General features: G+C 69.8%; 15 protein-coding genes and 1 pseudogene. 6 read left to right on the top strand and 10 right to left on the bottom strand.

Features of this window, described 5'->3' with window-relative positions; genetic code table 11:
* Positions 1-27 precede the first annotated feature (27 nt).
* Together JK364_RS08620 and JK364_RS08625 are read left to right on the top strand one after the other, a co-directional pair.
* Positions 28-1,197, top strand: coding sequence for a dihydrodipicolinate synthase family protein (locus JK364_RS08620; protein WP_201849209.1), 1,170 nt, complete (start codon positions 28-30; stop codon positions 1,195-1,197).
* Positions 1,194-2,027, top strand: a complete 834-nt coding sequence (locus tag JK364_RS08625) for a sugar phosphate isomerase/epimerase family protein (protein ID WP_201849211.1) — start codon at positions 1,194-1,196, stop codon at positions 2,025-2,027. Before JK364_RS08620 ends, JK364_RS08625 begins: the two co-directional genes overlap by 4 nt.
* Positions 2,028-2,032: 5 nt before the next feature.
* On the opposite strand, the gene JK364_RS08630 is transcribed toward JK364_RS08625, so the two are convergent.
* The 7 genes from JK364_RS08630 to JK364_RS08660 all read right to left on the bottom strand — a co-directional run bounded on the left by JK364_RS08630 (position 2,033) and on the right by JK364_RS08660 (position 10,643).
* The gene (locus JK364_RS08630; protein WP_372461929.1) at positions 2,033-4,021 is read right to left on the bottom strand and encodes an acetoacetate--CoA ligase; all 1,989 of its coding nucleotides are present in this window, start codon (positions 4,019-4,021) and stop codon (positions 2,033-2,035) included.
* 106 nt (positions 4,022-4,127) lie between these two features.
* Positions 4,128-4,706, bottom strand: a complete 579-nt coding sequence (locus tag JK364_RS08635) for an RBBP9/YdeN family alpha/beta hydrolase (protein WP_201849214.1) — start codon at positions 4,704-4,706, stop codon at positions 4,128-4,130.
* Positions 4,703-6,055, bottom strand: coding sequence for an MFS transporter (locus JK364_RS08640; protein ID WP_201849216.1), 1,353 nt, complete (start codon positions 6,053-6,055; stop codon positions 4,703-4,705). Before JK364_RS08640 ends, JK364_RS08635 begins: the two co-directional genes overlap by 4 nt.
* Before the next feature lie 31 nt (positions 6,056-6,086).
* The gene (locus JK364_RS08645) at positions 6,087-7,001 is read right to left on the bottom strand and encodes a TauD/TfdA dioxygenase family protein (protein ID WP_201849218.1); all 915 of its coding nucleotides are present in this window, start codon (positions 6,999-7,001) and stop codon (positions 6,087-6,089) included.
* A gap of 38 nt (positions 7,002-7,039) precedes the next feature.
* Positions 7,040-8,014, bottom strand: a complete 975-nt coding sequence (locus JK364_RS08650; RefSeq protein ID WP_201849220.1) for a quinone oxidoreductase family protein — start codon at positions 8,012-8,014, stop codon at positions 7,040-7,042.
* Positions 8,015-8,187: 173 nt separating this feature from the next.
* Positions 8,188-9,261, bottom strand: coding sequence for a beta-keto acid cleavage family enzyme (locus tag JK364_RS08655; protein ID WP_201849222.1), 1,074 nt, complete (start codon positions 9,259-9,261; stop codon positions 8,188-8,190).
* Between the two features lie 359 nt (positions 9,262-9,620).
* The gene (locus JK364_RS08660; RefSeq protein WP_201849224.1) at positions 9,621-10,643 is read right to left on the bottom strand and encodes an AraC family transcriptional regulator; all 1,023 of its coding nucleotides are present in this window, start codon (positions 10,641-10,643) and stop codon (positions 9,621-9,623) included.
* 148 nt (positions 10,644-10,791) lie between these two features.
* On the opposite strand from JK364_RS08660, the pseudogene JK364_RS56900 reads away from it, so the two are divergent.
* From JK364_RS56900 to JK364_RS08675, 3 genes and pseudogenes are all read left to right on the top strand, one after another.
* A pseudogene (locus JK364_RS56900) lies at positions 10,792-11,735 on the top strand (TauD/TfdA family dioxygenase).
* Positions 11,736-11,923: 188 nt separating this feature from the next.
* Entirely contained in the window at positions 11,924-13,498 is a 1,575-nt protein-coding gene (locus JK364_RS08670) for a long-chain-fatty-acid--CoA ligase (protein WP_230991627.1), read from the top strand.
* Positions 13,499-13,530: 32 nt separating this feature from the next.
* Positions 13,531-14,265, top strand: a complete 735-nt coding sequence (locus tag JK364_RS08675) for a sugar phosphate isomerase/epimerase family protein (RefSeq protein ID WP_230991628.1) — start codon at positions 13,531-13,533, stop codon at positions 14,263-14,265.
* 115 nt (positions 14,266-14,380) lie between these two features.
* Here JK364_RS08675 and JK364_RS08680 read toward each other — a convergent pair whose 3' ends face one another.
* Positions 14,381-15,736 carry a helix-turn-helix domain-containing protein gene (locus tag JK364_RS08680; RefSeq protein WP_201849235.1) on the bottom strand — a complete coding sequence of 452 codons (1,356 nt, stop codon included), beginning with the start codon at positions 15,734-15,736 and terminating at the stop codon, positions 14,381-14,383.
* 213 nt (positions 15,737-15,949) lie between these two features.
* Between JK364_RS08680 and JK364_RS08685 the strand changes: the two genes are divergently transcribed.
* Positions 15,950-16,633 (top strand): pentapeptide repeat-containing protein, encoded by a 684-nt coding sequence (locus tag JK364_RS08685; RefSeq protein WP_201849237.1) that lies wholly within the window; start codon positions 15,950-15,952, stop codon positions 16,631-16,633.
* A 5-nt stretch (positions 16,634-16,638) separates the two neighbouring features.
* Here JK364_RS08685 and JK364_RS08690 read toward each other — a convergent pair whose 3' ends face one another.
* Positions 16,639-16,872 (bottom strand): hypothetical protein, encoded by a 234-nt coding sequence (locus tag JK364_RS08690; protein ID WP_201849239.1) that lies wholly within the window; start codon positions 16,870-16,872, stop codon positions 16,639-16,641.
* Positions 16,873-16,950: 78 nt separating this feature from the next.
* On the bottom strand, positions 16,951-18,105 hold the full coding sequence (locus JK364_RS08695) for a methyltransferase domain-containing protein (RefSeq protein WP_201849241.1): 1,155 nt from the start codon (positions 18,103-18,105) through the stop codon (positions 16,951-16,953).
* Between the last annotated feature and the right edge of the window lie 6 nt (positions 18,106-18,111).

Below are 18,111 nucleotides of genomic sequence, written 5' to 3' on the forward strand. Positions count from 1 at the left end.
TCGTCTGGACGTACCGGAGCCGAGCCTGTGACCATCCACCTTCCCGCGCCGGGCGGTACGACCCGCGCCTACGAACCCCGCGCCGAGCCGCTGTCGCCGACCCCCGGGGCCCCCTTCACCTCCCGCGTCGTCTTCTCGGCCGCGCATGTCGTGGCCGACCCGTACGCCGATGTGACCCCCGACGGCCCGGCCGCCGTGGACTGGGACGCCACCCTGGCCTTCCGCCGCCACCTGTGGTCCCACGGGCTGGGCGTGGCCGAGGCCATGGACACCGCCCAGCGCGGTATGGGCCTGGACTGGGCGGGCGCCGCCGAGCTGATCCGCCGCTCGGCGGCCGAGGCCAAGGCGGTCGGCGGCCGGATCGCCTGCGGCGTCGGCACCGACCAGCTCTCCGCCACCGAGATCGGCTACCCGTACGGACTGGACGAGGTCCGGGCGGCGTACGAGGAGCAGCTGGCCGTCTGCGAGGAGTCCGGCGCCCAGGCCATCCTGATGGCCTCGCGCGCCCTGTGCGCCGTGGCCAAGGGCCCCGAGGACTATCTCGAGGTCTACGGCCATCTGCTGCGCCAGTCCGCCGAGCCGGTGATCCTGCACTGGCTCGGCCCGATGTTCGACCCGGCGCTGGAGGGCTACTGGGGCAGCACCGACCTGGACGCCGCCACCCGTACCTTCCTCGACGTCATCGCCGCCCACCCCGACAAGGTCGACGGCATCAAGGTCTCCCTGCTCGACGCCCAGCGCGAGATCGACCTGCGGCGCAAGCTGCCGGACGGGGTGCGCTGCTACACGGGCGACGACTTCAACTACCCCGAGCTGATCGCGGGCGACGACCGGGGCTTCAGCCACGCCCTGCTCGGCATCTTCGATCCGCTGGGTCCGCTGGCGGCGGAGGCCGTGCGCAAGCTGGACACCGGCGATGTGGCCGCCTTCCGTGCCCTGCTGGACCCGACCGTGGAGCTCTCCCGCCACCTCTTCCAGACCCCGACCCGCTACTACAAGACGGGCGTGGTGCTGCTGGCCTGGCTGGCGGGCCACCAGTCGCACTTCACGATGGTCGGTGGCCTGCAGTCGGCCCGTTCGCTGCCGCATCTGGGGCGGGCGTACGAACTGGCGGACGGGCTGGGCCTGTTCCCGGATCCGGCGCTGGCGGAATCCCGTATGAAACACCTGCTGTCCGTGTACGGAGTGACCCAATGAGCCCCGTTGTGCCCCGGCTGAGCCTCAACCAGGAAACGATCAAGCAGTGGTCGCTGCCCGAGCTGGCGGAGGGCTGCGCCAAGGCGGGCGTCACGGGCGTGGGCCTGTGGCGCGAGCCGGTCCAGAAGTACGGCGTGGCGGCGGCGGCCGAGCTGGTGCGCGGCGCGGGCCTGACCGTCACCAGCCTGTGCCGGGGCGGCTTCTTCACCGCGAGCGAGCCAGAGGCGCGGGCTACGGCCCTGGCCGACAACCGCCGGGCCATCGACGAGGCCGCCACCCTGGGCACCGACACCCTGGTCCTGGTCTCCGGCGGTCTGCCGGACGGCAGCCGCGATCTCTTCGCCGCCCGCGAGCGGATCGCCGACGCGCTGGGGGAGCTCGCCCCGTACGCCGCCGACCACGGCGTCCGCCTGGCCATCGAGCCCCTGCACCCCATGTACGCGTCCGACCGCTGCGTGGTCTCCACCCTCGCCCAGGCCCTCGACCTTGCGACATGCTTCCCGGCGGAGCAGGTGGGCGTCGTCGTGGACACGTACCACCTGTGGTGGGACGACACGGTCGCGGACCAGATCGCCCGCGCGGGCGCGGGCGGCCGCATCGCCGCCTTCCAGCTCGCCGACTGGGTCACCCCGCTCCCGGAGGGCGTACTGCTGGGCCGGGGCCAACTCGGCGACGGATCGGTGGACTTCCGCTGGTTCCGCGAACAGGTCGACGCGACGGGCTACACCGGCCCGATCGAGGTCGAGATCTTCAACCCGGACCTGTGGGCCCGGGACGGCGCGGAGGTCCTGGCGGAGGTCGCCGAGCGGTACCGGACACTGGTGCTTTAGCGACGCTAAACGGCGGCGAATTCCGCGAACCACGCCAGCATCTCGGGGTGTGTCACAGCGCCCTCGCTGCTCACCTCGCCCACCTGTGCGCCCTGGAGGATGCGCTTGACCGGCACTTCGAGTTTCTTGCCGGTCAGCGTGCGCGGCACAGCGGTGATCTGCGTGATCACATCGGGGACGTGGCGGGGGGAGAGCTCGCGGCGGATCGCCGCGTTGATGCGTGCGCGCAGATCGTCGTCGAGCACGACGTCTTCGCCCGTGACGACGAACAGGGGCATGAAGTAGCCGCCGTCGGGCTGCTCCGCGCCGATGACGAGGCTGTCGGCGATCTCGGGGAACTGCTCGACCACCGCGTAGATGTCGGCCGATCCCATGCGGATGCCCATGCGGTTGAGAGTGGAGTCCGAGCGTCCGGCCACCACGACCGACAGGTCCTCGCCGATGGTGACCCAGTCGCCGTGCCGCCACACACCTGGGTAGGTGTCGAAGTAGCTGGCCCGGTAGCGGGATCCGTCGGGGTCGTCGACGAAGTACAGGGGCATCGACGGCATCGGCCCGGTGACGACGAGTTCGCCCTGCTCGTCGGTCACGGGACGGCCGTTGGAATCCCAGGCGGCCAGCGCGACACCGAGCGCGGGTGCGGGGATACGGCCGGTGCGCACGGGCAGCAGCGCGGAGGCGGCGGCGAGGGCGGAGCAGACATCGGTGCCGCCGCAGACCGACTGGAACCAGACGCCGGGCAGCTGCTGGTGGGCCCAGTGCCAGGTGGACGCCGGGAGCGACGAACCGGTCTGCAGGATGGTGCGCAGACGCGTCAGGCCGAGCGTTGCGGACGGGCGGGCACCGGCTTTCTCGCCCGCGGCGAGATAGGCCGCGCCGACGCCGACCACGGTGGCGCCGGTGCGCTCGGCGATCCGCCACGCGCCGTCGACGTCGGGGTGGGTTGGGCTGCCGTCGTAGAGGATGATCGTGCTGCCGTGGAGCAGACCGCCGACCAGGGAGTTCCACACCATCCAGCTCGTGGAGCTGAAGAACAGGAACCGGTCGTCGGCGCGGAGATCGGTCCCGAGACCGTGCGCCTTGAGCAACTCGACGGTGATGCCGCCGTGGCTCTGCACGATGCCCTTGGGCACGCCGGTCGTGCCGGAGGACCACAGGATCCACAGCGGGTGGTCGAACGAGGTGTCCGCGAAACTCAGCAGGTCCTGAGCCGTGGGGAGCGCGGACCAGGCGTGCTGCCGGATGTCGGAGCGGGTGGTCCACGGCCCGTCGGCGGAGGTGTAGAGGCTGTCCACGGCGAGCAGGTGGCGCAGGGTGGGCAGGTTGTCGGCGATCTCGGCGACGGCCGGGCGCCGGTCGTACTCCTTGCCGCCGTGCCGGTAGCCGTCGGCGGCCACGAGCACGGTCGGCCGGGCCTGCCGTAGCCGGGCGAGCACGCTGGGAGTTCCGAAGTCGGGCGAGCACACCGTCCAGATGGCGCCGACCGAGGCGGTTGCCAGCAGGGCGACCACGGCCTGCGGCAGGTTCGGCAGGTAGCCGGCGACGCAGTCGCCCGGTCCGACGCCCATGCCGCGCAGGACCTGGGCGACGGTGGCGACCTGGTCGCGCAGCTGTGCCCAGGAGGTCTCGTGCGGTTCGCCCCGCTCGTCGACGGCGATGAGGGCGGGGCGGGTGTCGACGCCGGCTGCCAGGCACCGCTCGGCGAAGTTGATCCACGCGCCGGGGAACCAGCGGGCCCCCGGCATCGCGGTGTCGGCCAGCACCCGGCCGGGACGGTCGGCCGTGTGACCCGTCACGGTGTCCAGGCCGTAGAACTCCCAGACCGCGGACCAGAAGCCGGGCAGGTGGGTGGAGCTCCACCGCCACAACTGCGTGTAGTCGGCGAACTCCAGTCCCCGTTCGTCGTGGAGCCAGCGTATGAACGCGGCGACGTTGGAGTTCTCCGCCTGGTCGGGGGTGGGCGACCACAGCAGGTCAATGTCGGTGCTCATCATCGTTTCCCTGGTGGTGATGGGGCCGGGTGTGCGGGATCGGTGCTCCACGGCAGCGTGGGCGGGGTGACGCTAGAAGCGGAAGGAGCCGGCGGGCCCCTCGGCGCCGTCAGCCGCGTTCGAGGTCGCGCAGCAGTTCCTCGGCCTGCGGCCAAGGGCCGTAGCCGGCGGCCGGGTTGAGGTGGCCGACCTCTCCGAGCTCGACGACCCGGCTGCCCCAGTCCCGGGCGAGCTCGACGACCGGGGCGAAGCCTCCGAGCGGGTCGTTCGCGCTGACGGCGACGATGCTGCGGAAGGGAAGGGGCCCCCGCGGGACTGGCGTCCAGCCGAGGTCGGCCAGGGCGTCCGGCGTGGGGTGGCCGTCGGGGAGGGGGGTGCCGAAGTCCGGAGGGGTGGCCAGCAGGGCGCCGACCACCTCGGCGCTGTGCTGGTGGGCCCAGTGCACGCTGGTGATCACCCCGGCGCTGTGCGCGACCAAGGTCATGGGGCCGTCGACGGCCGACACGACCGAGTGGAGGGCTTCGACTCGGGCTGTGCGGCTGAGGCGGTCCTGGTCCAGCGGTGGGACGGTCCGCACGTCACGGCCGGCGGCGGTGAGAGTCCGGGCCAGGGCTGTCTGCCAGTGCTCGGCGATATGGTCGCGCAGCCCCGGCACGATGACGACGGTGGGCTGGAGGGGAATGCTCATGCGAGGATTTCCGGTTTCGTGTCGTTGGAAGCTGCCGACCTGCCGGGGGAAGACGCCGGGGCGGCGAGGTCACGGGTGTAGAAGTGGCGGCCGACGAGGAAGGCGGCTGCGGCGGCGATCGCGACCAGCGGAACCAGCTGCAGCGCGCCGCGCAGGCCGACCCGGTCGGCCAGCATGCCTGTCACCGAGGGTCCGGGGGCGAGCCCCAGCAGGTTGTTGGCCAGCGTGAGCGTGGCGAAGGCCGTGGCGGAGACGGCGGCCGGTGTGAGGTTGGCCACCATCGCGGTGGTGGGACCGGCCGTGCCGGCGCAGACCAGCGCGCCGCCGGCCAGCAGCACCAGCTGCACGGCACCGTCGGTAAGGCTGAAAGCGGTGGTCAGCAGGACCAAAGAGCCGAGGCTGCAGCCTATGGCGACGTTCCACTTCCCCCGAGGGGACGTCTGGCTGATCCGGTCCGAGACGACGCCGCCGCCGATCATGCCGATCCCGATGAGCAGGGCGTACAGCCCCGCGGTCGCGCCGGCCTGCGCTGTGGGCATGTGGTAATAGCGGTTGAAGAAGCTGGGCAGCCACGCGACGAGCGCGCTGGAGATGAAGAACTGCACTCCGCTGCCGACGTAGGCGCTGACCACCGATACGGAGGAGAACAGTCTCGGCAGCAGCGAGCGGAGCCGACCGGGCGCGGCGGCGGCGGTGCCGCTCCGGCCTGAACTCGCCTGCGGGGCAAGTCGCTTCTCCGTGACGACGACTGCGTAGAGGGCCGCGAGCGCCAGTCCGAAGACACCCATGGCACCGAACGCCCAGCGCCAGCCGAACTGCTGGGCGAGGGCGCCGCCGATCACCACGCCCAGCACCGAGCCGAACGCGCCACCGGCGACGAATGCGCCGGAGAGCGTGGCCCGAAGGCGGTGCGGGAAGACGCTGAGGACCACGGCCACGCCCACACTGCCGTAGGCGGCCTCGCCGATACCGACGAAGAGCCGGCCGACGAACATCTGGCCGTAGCTTGCGGCCACGGCACACCCCAGGGTCGCCAGGCTCCACATGACGGCGGATATCAACAGAACCCTGATGCGGCCCCAGCGGTCCGCGAGGAGGGAGAGGGGAAAGGTGAGCACGCCGACCATCAGCGCGACGATGCCACTGAGCGACCCCAACTTGGCGTCGTTCAGAAACCATTGGGCTTTCAGGAGCGGGAAGACCGCGTTGAGTACCTGCCGCGACATGTAGTCGGACAGCAGGAGTCCGAAACTCAGGGCGAAGACAACCCAGGCATAACGGCGTGACACGGCCCAGTCACGGATGGCAGGCGCCTCTGGCGCGGATACTGCGGCGGTGTGAAACCCCATCGTCGTCTCCTCACCTTCTCCTGATCGCGCATCAGAACGGCATGTCACCGGAGATTCCCGCACGCTCCATCTTGCGGACGGCGGGCCAGTAGTCCTGGACGGCGTAGTGCTGGGTGGACCGGTTGTCCCAGATGGCCACGCTGTTGGGCTGCCAACGCCAGCGGACCTGGTACTCGGGGACGGCGGCCTGGCTGATCAGGTAGTTCAGCAGGTGGCTGGCGCCAGGCGAGTAGTCCGGTCCGAAGCGGACCCGCTCGGGCGTGTGGTAGTTGACGAAGTGGGTGGCGAAGACGTTGACGAAAAGGATCTTCTCCCCGGTCTCCGGGTGGGTGCGCACCACCGGATGCTCCGCGTCCGGGAACGTGGCCTTGAGGGCGTGGCGCTGCTCCATCGGCATGACGGCGCCGAAGGTCGCCTCGATGCTGTGGCGGGCACGCAGGCCCTCGATCTGCGTCTTGATGTGCTCGGGCAGGTGCCGGTAGGCCTCGGCCATGTTGACCCAGATGGTGTCGCCGCCCACCTCGGGCCCCTCGACACAGCGCAGCACGGCTCCCATGGGCGGGGACTCCCGCCAGGTCGCGTCGCAGTGGAGCGCGTTCTCGTAGTGCTCGGGCTTGCTGTCCAGGTCCTTGTAGATGCGGACCAGTCCGGGATGGTCGGGGTCGCTGCCGGCGACAGGGTGGTCCTCGAGCGTGCCGAACCGCGAGGCGAAGGCGACGTGCTCGGCGCGGGTGATGTCCTGGTCGCGCAGGAACAGGACCTTGTGCTTGAGCAGCAGCTGCTTGATCTCGGCGAACAGATCATCGTCGCGCGCGGCGTCGGCCAGGTTCACGCCGAGCAGCTGGGCGCCGATGGTACGGGTCAGCGGCTCGGCCTTGATCGAGCCGAGACTGTGGGAGCGCACCACCGCGGGTGCGTGTCCGCTCGGGGTGGAAGTCGGGCTCATGGCGTCCTCCTGGAGGCCGGCGGGTCCATGGGGAGTGGTCAGAGATTGAAAACGGACGATCCGGTGGTGCGGCCGGACTCCAGGTCGCGGTGTGCTCGGACGGCGTCCTCGAGGGCGTAGCGTTGGTTGATCTCGATGGCGATGCGTCCGGCGGCGACGTGACCGAACAGTTCCGAGGACAGCGCGTCACGGTCGGCGGGGTCGGCGATGTAGTCGGCCAGTGCCGGGCGGGTGACAAACACCGAGCCGCTGAGAGCGAGCTGCATGGCGTCGATCGGCGGGACGGGACCCGAGGCGGTGCCGAAACAGACCAGCAGGCCGCGCCGTTTGAGCGAGGCGAGCGAGGCGGCGAAGGTGTCCTTGCCGACGCTGTCGTAGACGACCGGGACGCCGACGCCGTCGGTCAGCTCACGCACCCGCTCGGCCAGGTCCTCGCGCCGGTAGTACACGATGTGGTCCACGCCGTGGGCGCGGGCGAGCTCGGCCTTCTCCTCGGTGGATACGGTGCCGATCACGGTCAGGCCGAGCAGCTTGGCCCACTGAGCGACGATCAGGCCGACACCGCCGGCCGCGGCGTGCAGCAAGATCGTGTCGCCCTCCTGGAGCGGGGCGATGCGGCGCATCAGGTAGGAGGCGGTCAGGCCGCGCATGCTCATCGCCGCGGCGGTCTCGCAGCTGATCGCGTCCGGCAGCTTGATCAGCGGGGCGGCGGGCATGACCCGCTCGGTGCTGTAGGCGCCGAGCGGGCTGCCGGTGTAGGTCACCCGGTCGCCGACGGCGACATGGGTGACGCCGACGCCCACGGCCTTCACCACGCCGGCCGCCTCGACCCCCATGCCCGCCGGGAGCGGAGCGGGGTACAGGCCGGTGCGGAAGTAGGTGTCCGCGAAGTTCAGGCCCACGGCTTCGTGGCGGATGCGCACCTCACCCGGTCCCGGGTCGCCGACAGCGACCTCCTCGTACTTAAGGACGCCGGGGTCTCCGGTCTGATGGAAGCGGATGGCGTACGCCACGGTGGTTTCTCCGAGAGGTAGGTGGAACGCTCGCGGGCACCGGGGTGCCCACGGGCGTCGAGTCGGTGGTGACGGTCGCGGGACGCGGCCGGGGCCGCGCCGCCGGGGGGAGCGGACCCGGCCTCCCACGGAGTGCGGCCCATGACCGCGACTTCGAGGGGGCGTGCTGGGCCTCAGACCCGGCCTGCGGAGCCCTCCGGGCGCAGCATGAAGCCGCGTTGGCCGGGCTGGCGGTTGGGCACCATGCCCAGGCGGGACAGCGTCTCGTCGACGCTGCCGTAGTACTCGCCGATCTTGTAGATCTTCTTCGCCTCGGCGCCGGTGGCGATGTCACGGCCGAGCGTCTCGGAGATCTTGACCATCTGCTCGATCTGCTTCAGGTTGGACGTCCGCTCGCCCTTGCGGAACCACAGGTTGTCCTCATTGCCCACGCGGACGTGCTGGCCCAGCGCGATGCCGACGGCGTTCATCGGGGCCACCGAGCGCATCAAACTCTCGATGGTGAGCACCGCTCCGTCCGGGACGCGACGGATGAACTCGACGAGGTCGGCCGGGTGACGTCCGGCGTCGCCACCGCCGATGGCGACGTAGTTGAGTATCAGGGGGCCGGTGTAGACGCCGCGCCGGATCAGCCGCTCGACCGTTTCGAGCTGCGCGACGTGGCCGAGCTGGAAGTGCGCCTGGATGCCATTGGCCTGCAGCCGCTTGAGGTGCTCGAGGTAGAACTCCGGTCCGGCCTCGACGATCATGTCCCGGTACGCCTTGTACAGCGCCGGGTTGTTCCCGATCGAGGTGCCCTCGAGGTCGCTGTCGCTCATCATCTCGATGATGCTCATCTGGCCGGTGCCGATGGCGATGGTGACCTGGTCCGGCTTGGGGTCGATCTCGGCGAGCATGTGGCGGGTGTCGTAGTCGAGCCACTTGGCCTCGTTGCCGCCCTCCTCGGGGGCGAACGAAATCGAGCCGCCGATCTGCAGCACCATCTCGGGCACGGCCTGACGCAGCCGGACCATCATCTCGTTGAACATCGACATGCGCTTCGAGCCGTGGCCGTCGAGCTCGCGCACGTGGATGTGCAGCACGGTCGCTCCGGCGTTGTAGCAGTCGACGGCTGTCTGGACCTGCTCGTCCATGGTGAGCGGGATGTCCTCGGAGTCGCCGGGGAGCCACTCCGGCCCATAGGGCGCGGCCTGGATGACCAGCTTCTCCTGGTTCTCCGGGAACAGCGAGTCGTCGTGGAAGTGCACCGTCCACTCCTTCGTCTGGTGTCGATCGATCCCTGGGCAGCGCAGCGCTTCACTGGCCCCGAAGGTCCGTCGGCACGGCCGGGATCGGCATGATGGCGCGAACGACTCGAACGGTCCTGCTGCTCGAGTCGGATTCAAGCGGTGGCAGCCCGAAGGGGCCGCGCGCAGGAAACCGGTCGCGCGGAGCTCCTGTCCGAGGAGCCGTCCCGTCGGGTTGATGTGCACCGTAGGACCTGGTGGCCGGGCATGCTGCTCCTGTTGCGTCAGCAGGCTTGCCCTTTTGTGACACGCGGACACCGGTGGGCGGCCGCGATGTCCGTCCTGACCGGATCCCGCGGCTTCGTCGCCGCGGGATCCGGTCAGGAGATGTCGGACGGGCTTTGTCCGGATCGCCGCCTGCGCCACTGCTGGGCACTACAGCCGAACTGCTCACGGAACCAGCGTGAGAAGGCACTCGGTGTCGAGAAGCCGAGCAGCCCCGAGACTTCCGTGAGGGACTTGCGAGGGTTCGCGACGAACTGCTCGGCCAGCTGCCGACGCGTGGCGGTGAGGACCGAGGAGAACGTCTCCCCCGCGTCGGCCAGTCGCCGGTGGACCGTGCGCCGGTCCACCCCGAGGCTGTGGGCCACGTGCTCGAGCGAGCAGCGGCCGGCGGGGAGCAGCGTCTCGATCAGCTCGCGCACCCGGTCGACCTCGGTGGTTTCCCTGGGGACCACGATGGCTTCGAAGTACTTCCGGGCGTAGGTGTGCAGCAGCGGATCGGCCAGCACGTTCGGGGCGTCCAGTTCGGCCGCGTAAAAGACCACCCCGTCGAAGGCCTGGCCGAACCGGGCCACAGGCCCGAACAGACGATCATGCGTGTCCGTGTCCGCCGGTTCTCCGTGGGTGAAGGACACGGACAGCGGATGGAACGAGCGGCCCAGGAGGTGACCGACGAGGCGGTGGAACGTCGCCACCGCGAGTTCGGTCAACTGACGGGCCTCTCGTTTCTCGCCGAGTTCCAGATGGACCGTGAGGGTTGCCAGACCCTCACGCTCGTCCAGGCGCGTACGCAGCACTTCGTTGTACATGTGCTCGTAGTCCAGGATCAGCCTGACGGCACCGCGCACGTCCGGCTCCTCCCGCGCCACCAGGCTGAGCGGGCCGAGGTTGGACAGCCGGCGGTACTCGGCCATGTGGAGCCCGAAGTCCTCGCGGTGCGTCGCCGCCGCGGACCGTTCCAGCAGGTCAGCCACGGCCGTGCCGGAGATCCACGTGTCCTGCTCCGCGAGTGCGGCCACGTCCAGGCATGTGTGCTCCATCAGTACCTGGGGGGCGACGCCGAGCGACTGGCAGAACTCCACATACCCGCTCAGGGCCGCGACACGGACAAGAGGTTTCACGTGTGCTCCAGCGCGAAGGTGTCTCAGATCGACAAGCCATGAGTCACCTGAAGTGAAGCATGGCTCGCCCCCGTTCCCTAGGGTGCTGCCACTGCGGAAGCCCGGAACCCGGATCCACAGGACGGCTCTCCGCCTTCACGGAGGAACCATGACAAACCTGCCACCGTTTGGCCAGCCCCCCGCACCGGCAGCGGGCCCCGTAATTTGGCACGGGTCCGAGCTGAGCAGCCTGGGTGCGAACACTTGGACCGCCACGCTCCTGTCGTCCCGCGTACGCGGGTTGCACGTCGCCCTGTGCACGGCGCAGCGGCGCGGTGTCTTGCTGCTCAAACTCACGACGGCCGGCTTCCCGCTTCCGCTCGGAGCGGGCGGGCTGCGGCGCGTCGCACGCGAGCTGGAACACGGTCGGGGATTCGCCGTCCTCAAGGGCCTGCCCGTCGAGCGGCTCGGCCCGGCCGCGGTGAACGCCCTCTTCTGGGGGATTGGACAGCACCTCGGTGTCCCCGTCTCGCAGAACGCCGAGGGCCACATGCTCGGCCACGTTCGCGACACCGGTCGCGCCCTGACGGACCCGGCCACCCGCGGCTACCAGACCAGGGCGCGGCTACCGTTCCACACCGACCCGGCGGACGTGCTCGCCCTGCTGCACCTGACAGCTCCGCGGGCGGGCGAACCGCCTTGGCCAGCTCGGCCGCGCTCTACAACGCGTTGCCGGAGCAGCGGCCGGACCTGGCCGCCCGCCCCTTCCGGCGCTACTGCGTCGACCGCCGCGAGGAGCACGCGCCCGGCGAGCGCCCCTGGGACGAGGCCCCGCTCGCGGTGTGGCACGACGGTCGGCTGAGCATCCGTTACGACCGCCTGCTGGTGGAGTCGGCGCAGCGCTTCCGCGAGGTGCCCCGGCTGGAAGCGGCGGACGTCGAACTCTTCGACCTGCTCGACGCTCTGGCGGAGTCCGAGCGCTTCCGGCTCGACCTGGACCTGGAGGTGGGCGAGGTCCTGCTGGTCAACAACCACGCGGTCATGCACCGCCGCGAGGCATATGGCGTCCCGCTGCGCCACCTGGCTCCCGCGGCCGTTCCGGCACTCGCTTGAGCCATACCTGAGCGCTCTGCTCAGCGAAGCCGCCCGCGGCCCCCGTCCAAGTGAGGCCACGGGACCGTTCCGCTCCCTCGGGGACGGGCCCTGCGAAGCAAGCCCCGTGGAACCGCCACCGGCAATTCGACCTGCCCCATACGAAAGATACGAAAGACCGGGAGACCTCGATGCTCAACCTCGCCGTCATGCTTGAGGACAGCGTCCGCGCCGTGCCCGACCGCGACGCGTGCATAGCGGGTGTCCAGCGACTCAGCTACGCGCAGCTCGATGCCGCTGCCAACCAGATCGCCAACCTGTTGGTCTCCCGCGGCATTTCACCGGGCGACAAGGTCGCGCTCTCCTGTCCCAACGTGACGCAGTTCCCGATCGTCTACTACGGCATCCTGAAGGCCGGCGCGGTGGTGGTTCCGCTCAACATACTGCTCAAGAGCCGGGAGATCGCTTACCACCTCACCGATTCCGATGCCAGGGCCTACTTCTGCTACGAGGGCACGGCGGAACTCCCGCTCGGGCGCGAGGGCTGGTCCGGGTTCGGGGAGAGCGAGGGCTGCGAGCACTTCTTCCTCATGACCGCCGACTCGATCAATGCCCCGGCCCCTGAACCGGCCCCCCTTCCCCCGATTCCCGGGGTCGAGACCCTCACCAATGTGCTCACCGGCCAGAGTACGGAGTTCGCGACGCCAGTCACCGAGCCCGGCGACACCGCCGTCATTCTGTACACCTCCGGCACAACCGGACGGCCGAAGGGCGCGGAACTCACCCACGCCAACATGGCACTCAACGCCCTGACCTGCCATAAACTCTTCGGCGAGGTCGAGCACGACGTACACCTCATCACCTTGCCGCTGTTCCACTCCTTCGGCCAGACCGTTCAGATGAACGCCGGACTGGCCACGCGTGCGACGCTCGTCCTGATGCCGCGCTTCGACGCCCGGGGCGCCGTCGCCCTGATGCAGCGCCACGAGGTGACCTTCTTCGCGGGTGTCCCGACGATGTACTGGGCCCTGCTCGGCGAGGACACCTCCACCATGGATCTGCCCGCCGCCGCAAGAAGCCTGCGGGTCGCCGTCTCGGGCGGCGCGGCACTCCCGGTGGAGATCCACCGCCAGTTCCGCCGCACCTCCGGGGTGACGATCCGTGAGGCATACGGACTGTCCGAGACCAGCCCGGTAGCGACCTGCACCCCGCGCGGCGCCGAGGCTCGACCGGGCTCCATCGGTCTGCCCGTCTGGGGCGTGGAGGTCGACCTGGTCGCGCCCGACTGGACCCCGGTCGGCACCGGCACGGTTGGGGAGATCGCGATCCGCGGGCACAACGTTATGAAGGGCTACTACCGGCGACCGGAAGCCACCGCGGACGTCATGCGCGAAGGCAGGTTCCGCACCGGCGACCTGGCCTCCCGGGACGAGGACGGCTGGCTCTACATCGTCGACCGCACCAAGGACCTGATCATCCGCGGTGGCTACAACGTCTACCCGCGCGAGATCGAAGAGGTCCTGCACGCGCATCCGGCCGTCAGCATGGCCGCCGTCGTCGGGGTCCCCCACGACCGCCACGGCGAGGAAATCAAGGCCTACGTCGTCCCCGCCCCGGGCGCCGACGTCACTGAGGAGGCACTGGTCGACTGGGCCCGATCGACCATGGCCAGTTACAAGTACCCCCGCCTCGTCGAGTTCCGCGACACCCTGCCCATGAACGCCACCGGCAAGATCCTCAAGCGCGAACTGCGTCAGACGGACGCGAAGCCCGGCCTGGGATAACCGATTCAGCACCGAGCACTCACAGGTGGTCGATGCCCACGCCACAGGTGACCCGGCCGCCGAGGTACGGCGTGGCGGCGGCGGCCGAGCTGGTGCGCGGCGCGGGCCTGACCGTCACCAGCCTGTGCCGGGGCGGCTTCTTCACCGCGAGCGAGCCCGAGGCGCGGGCCACGGCCCTGGCCGACAACCGCCGGGCCATCGACGAGGCCGCCACCCTGGGCACCGACACCCTGGTCCTGGTCTCCGGCGGCCTGCCGGACGGCAGCCGCGATCTCTTCGCCGCCCGCGAGCGGATCGCCGACGCGCTGGGGGAGCTCGCCCCGTACGCCGCCGACCACGGCGTCCGCCTGGCCATCGAGCCCCTGCACCCCATGTACGCGTCCGACCGCTGCGTGGTCTCCACCCTCGCCCAGGCCCTCGACCTTGCGACACGCTTCCCGGCGGAGCAGGTGGGCGTGGTCGTGGACACGTACCACCTGTGGTGGGACGACACCGTGGCAGCCCAGATCGCCCGCGCGGGCGCGGACGGCCGTATCGCCGCCTTCCAGCTCGCCGACTGGATCACCCCGCTCCCGGAGGGCGTCCTGCTGGGCCGGGGCCAACTCGGCGACGGATCGGTCGACTTCCGCTGGTTCCGCGAACAGGTCGACGCGACGGGCTACACCGGCCCGATCGAGGTGGAGATCTTCAACCCGGACCTGTGGGCCCGGGACGGCGCGGAAGTCCTGGCGGAGGTCGCCGACCGGTACCGGACGCTGGTGCTTTAGCGGCTGCTTCGGGGTGTGTTGGGCAGCGTTGCGTCCAGGCCGCCGAACGCACCCCGGCGCGGGGAGCCCTGAGCCCCGCCGAACCATGCCCGGCGCCGCTCTTGGCAGGGCTAGGTCATGCGAGGGCGCCGGCGCGCTGAGCGAACGCACGTACGCCGGGAAGGGCACGGTCGTGCCGCATCAGCCCGGCGGCCATCGTCCGCACGGAGCCGCGGCGGACCTCCTGCGGTGCGGCGTGCTCCGCGGCCAGCAGTGCGCGGTAGCAGCGGTCGGGTTTGCCCCACTGGTCGAAGGCGCGAGCGACGTCGATCCAGTAGCGCGCCTGACGTTCGCTGGTGGGCAGGGCGGCGGTGTCGATACGACGGGCGTGCTCGATGGCTTGTCCGGCGTCGCCGAGCAGGTAGCTGATCGAGATCTGGTGGAGCAGCACCTGACTGGGGCCGAAGACGGTGCCGCGCAGCAGTTCGTCGTGGCCGAGTCGGCCGGCGGTGGCCTGTGCCTCGGCGATGAGCGTCTGCGCGGTGTGCCGGTCACCTTGTTTCGCCGCGGTGTAGGCGGCCGTGGCGTACAGGTTGCCCTGGACGGACAGCCGTTCGGCCATGTCCGTGGTGCGGTCGGCGGCCAGTTGCTGGGCCGCGGTCACGGCGACATCGGTGGCGCGGGCGTAGTGGCCCTGGCGGCGCCAAGCGCTGGAAACCATGCGATGGGCCTCGGCGACGGTCAGCGCGTCCGCGCCACCCAGGGCCGCGGTCAGGGCCCGGTCGGCGGTGACCGCAGCGAGGCCGTCCTCGCCGAGCTTGATGCACAGCCTGGTCGCGACGGTGTAGAGGTCGGCGACCGGGGTCGCCGCCTGCCGGGGATGCCCCTCGGCGCCGAGGGCCTGCGCGAGCGCGATCCGGGACGGCAGGCCGCGGGCAAGGGCGTCATACCGGCAGGCGCTGAAGTCGCGTCGGGAGGCGTCGACCGCCGCGAGGACCGTGGACGGGGTGGGGTCCACGCCGAGTAGCGGGCCGTTCTGCCGGTGCAGCAGCAGGTCCTCCAGACCCGACAGCATCGGCCGCGCCGGAGACTGGGCGGCGGCCGGGGTGGGCCCCAAGACCGCGCCGGAGGTCGCCCCGGCCAGACCGGTCAGGAGTTTGCGGCGTCGCACTGGGTCGTCCCCCTCTTCGCCGAACAGGGCCTGCGCGCCCACCCTAGTGGTGCCGGAGAGGCGCTGATCGATGTATCGGCGGGATGTCGCCTGCTCGTGTCGGGGTGCGAGTCCCAGCAGGTCGGGCGGGATATCCAGATACTCGGCAACCTGCCGTAACAGCTGTACATCACGCATGGGCTGCTTGCCGCGTTCCATCCGGGACAGCGAGGCGGCGGTGTACCCGACGGCCGCTCCGAGTTGGGCCAGCGTGATGTCGGCCGCGCGGCGGGCCAACCGGACGATCGCTCCGGCGTCACGGCGGACGAGGGCATCGCGCATGGCGACTGAGCGCCTGACGCATAGCGATTTCCAGGGACTCGGATTGACGAGCTCACGTAGGAACAGCTCAGTCTGGTGCTGACTCCGAGGCGGGCCAGGTGCAGTGTCGCCAGTCATCCACTCGAGGGACGCAACCGCCCGCCGGAGGGGGCTCCGCAACCTAGACTCTGGGTCTCCACCCTCCACACCATCCGGCGAATGGATCGACTTCGCATGACTCAGGCGATTCGGCGAGGCGGCAGGACCACCCGCATCAAGAACCCCACTGCCCCGAAGGTCTTAGCTACCCTGCGGCCGGCCGACATGGCGAGAGACGGCCTGGAAGATGACGCGATGATCCGTGGGGTGCAATACGAGGGAACGCCCTTCGTGGCTGTCGCGGCTGAGGCCGTCGAAATGGAGGGCTGCACGTTCGACAGTTCCCGCTTCACCGGAACGCGCCTGATCCGCAGCCAGTTCAGCGACTGCCGATTCAACACCTGCGACTTCGCGGAAGTGGGTGCCCAAGATGTTTCACTGATCCGATGCGCGGTGAACGGGAGCCGATTTACGGGCTCGTCGTGGAGGTCTGGAACGTTCCGGGACGTGCACTTCGAGAACTGCGTCATCGCCCCCGGCCTGTTTCGTCACATGAAGCTCTACGCCGTCGTGTTCACCGACTGCAAGATGGCGGGAGCGGACTTCCAGGGTGCCGAGATGCACAATGTGAAATTCGAGGGCTGCGACTTGACCGAAGCGCAGTGGGCCAACTGCCACATCGGTACCGCGCGGTTCGAGAACTGCACGCTCGTTGATGTTGGCGGAAGCGCCAGTCTCAAGGGCGCTACAGTGCAAGGCCCAGGGCAGATGGAGTTGGCCCTGAGCCTTGCACGGGAAGCGGGAATCCTCTTCGAGTAGCTGGATCAGACGGTGACCGCTGGCACGAAGCCCGCCCAGTCGGGGCTGGAGATGCACCGGGTGATGTGATCGAAGTCCAGCGGCTCGCCCTCCCAGCCGCCGGGGCTCATGACGACCAAGCCGGGCAGCGTATTGGCGCTCCCGCCGCCATCGGACCTGGAGTTGACGACCACGACGTCCGTCACGAGCAGATCGACCATTCGCCCGAGGTCCGGACTGAGGTCGTGGATGTGCTGCATGGCCTGACGGACCATCGCGCTACGTCGCGCATGGGCTGCTTGCCGAGGGGCCCTTAGCGCTCTGGTTACGCGTCTCACTCACACAGGCAGCCGCCACGAGAGGCCCTGAGCCGTCTCGTACCAGAGGCGATGCTCTTCGTCCGTGACCGTCAGGCCGAAGCGATCCCATGTCGGCATGTTGTGATCAACGAACCACCCCCACCATCCCTCGGCGGTGTCCCAGATGCCGCGGTCACCTGTTTCGCGGAACCGCGTCTGTTCGCCGACGAAGATGCCCTCAGCCCACGCCCCGTCGGGCAGCACCAGGCGACGCATGGTGTGCCCCTCGTCGTCAGTGCCGTACTGGAGCACCACCCCGGGCAGCGCGGACGCCAGCAGGAAAGTGAAGTGGTAGCTGTCGAAGGCTGTGACCGGCACCTGGGATTCCCTGTGTGCGTCTTCCGGTCCCGACGCAAGCGGCGGGGGAGGGGCCGGCACCGTGGTGCGCGCCGCCATGAAGGACCCGCCGCCCGCCTGGAAGCGCCCCTCCAGGTTCCCGTCCGGCATGCGGTCGAGGACGGCCAGCCCTCCGCTCAGCGGCGGGAAGAGGTTCGCGACGAGTCGTCCCCCGGGAGCGACCGCAGACCTCAATGTCTCGGTGATCCGCGGGAGGGCACACGTAATGATCACCTTGTCGAACGACTCCGGCGGCCAAGTCCAGTCCCTCACGTCCACGGTGAGTACGTTCGGTGTGATGCCGATGGCCTCCAGGTTGAGCAGGGCTTCGGACGTCACATCCGGGTCGATGTCCGCCGTCACGAGCTGGTCATCGCTCTCCAGGCGGTGAGCGATGAGGGCGGTTTGGTAGCCGGTGCCAGTGCCTCCATCGAGAACCTGATCTCCGGGCTGCACGTCGAGGGCTTCAAGCATCCGGGCCGTGAGGCTCGGCTGTGTGCTGGACGACGTGGGGACGCCGGTGAACAGCCCATCCGCGGACTTCGCCGTCTCCGGGTCGAGACGGGTGACGAGTGTGGTGTTGGTGTAGATGGGGTTGAGCCAGTCTCCGCCGTAAGCGGCGTCGAGCGGCTTCCATCGAGTGGGTACGCCCCCTTGATTCTGAAAATAGCGTGGGACGAAGATGTGCCGAGGCACCTCTTCGAATGCCTGTTTCCAGTGAGGCGAGACCAGGTCGTCCGAGCCCTCCAGGATGCTTGCCAGATTCTCAGCGAGCGGTTTCCAGTTCACCGGCGACACCAGTTC

The organism is Streptomyces endocoffeicus, from assembly GCF_016741935.1.
GTDB classification, from domain to species: Bacteria; Actinomycetota; Actinomycetes; order Streptomycetales; family Streptomycetaceae; genus Streptomyces; species Streptomyces endocoffeicus.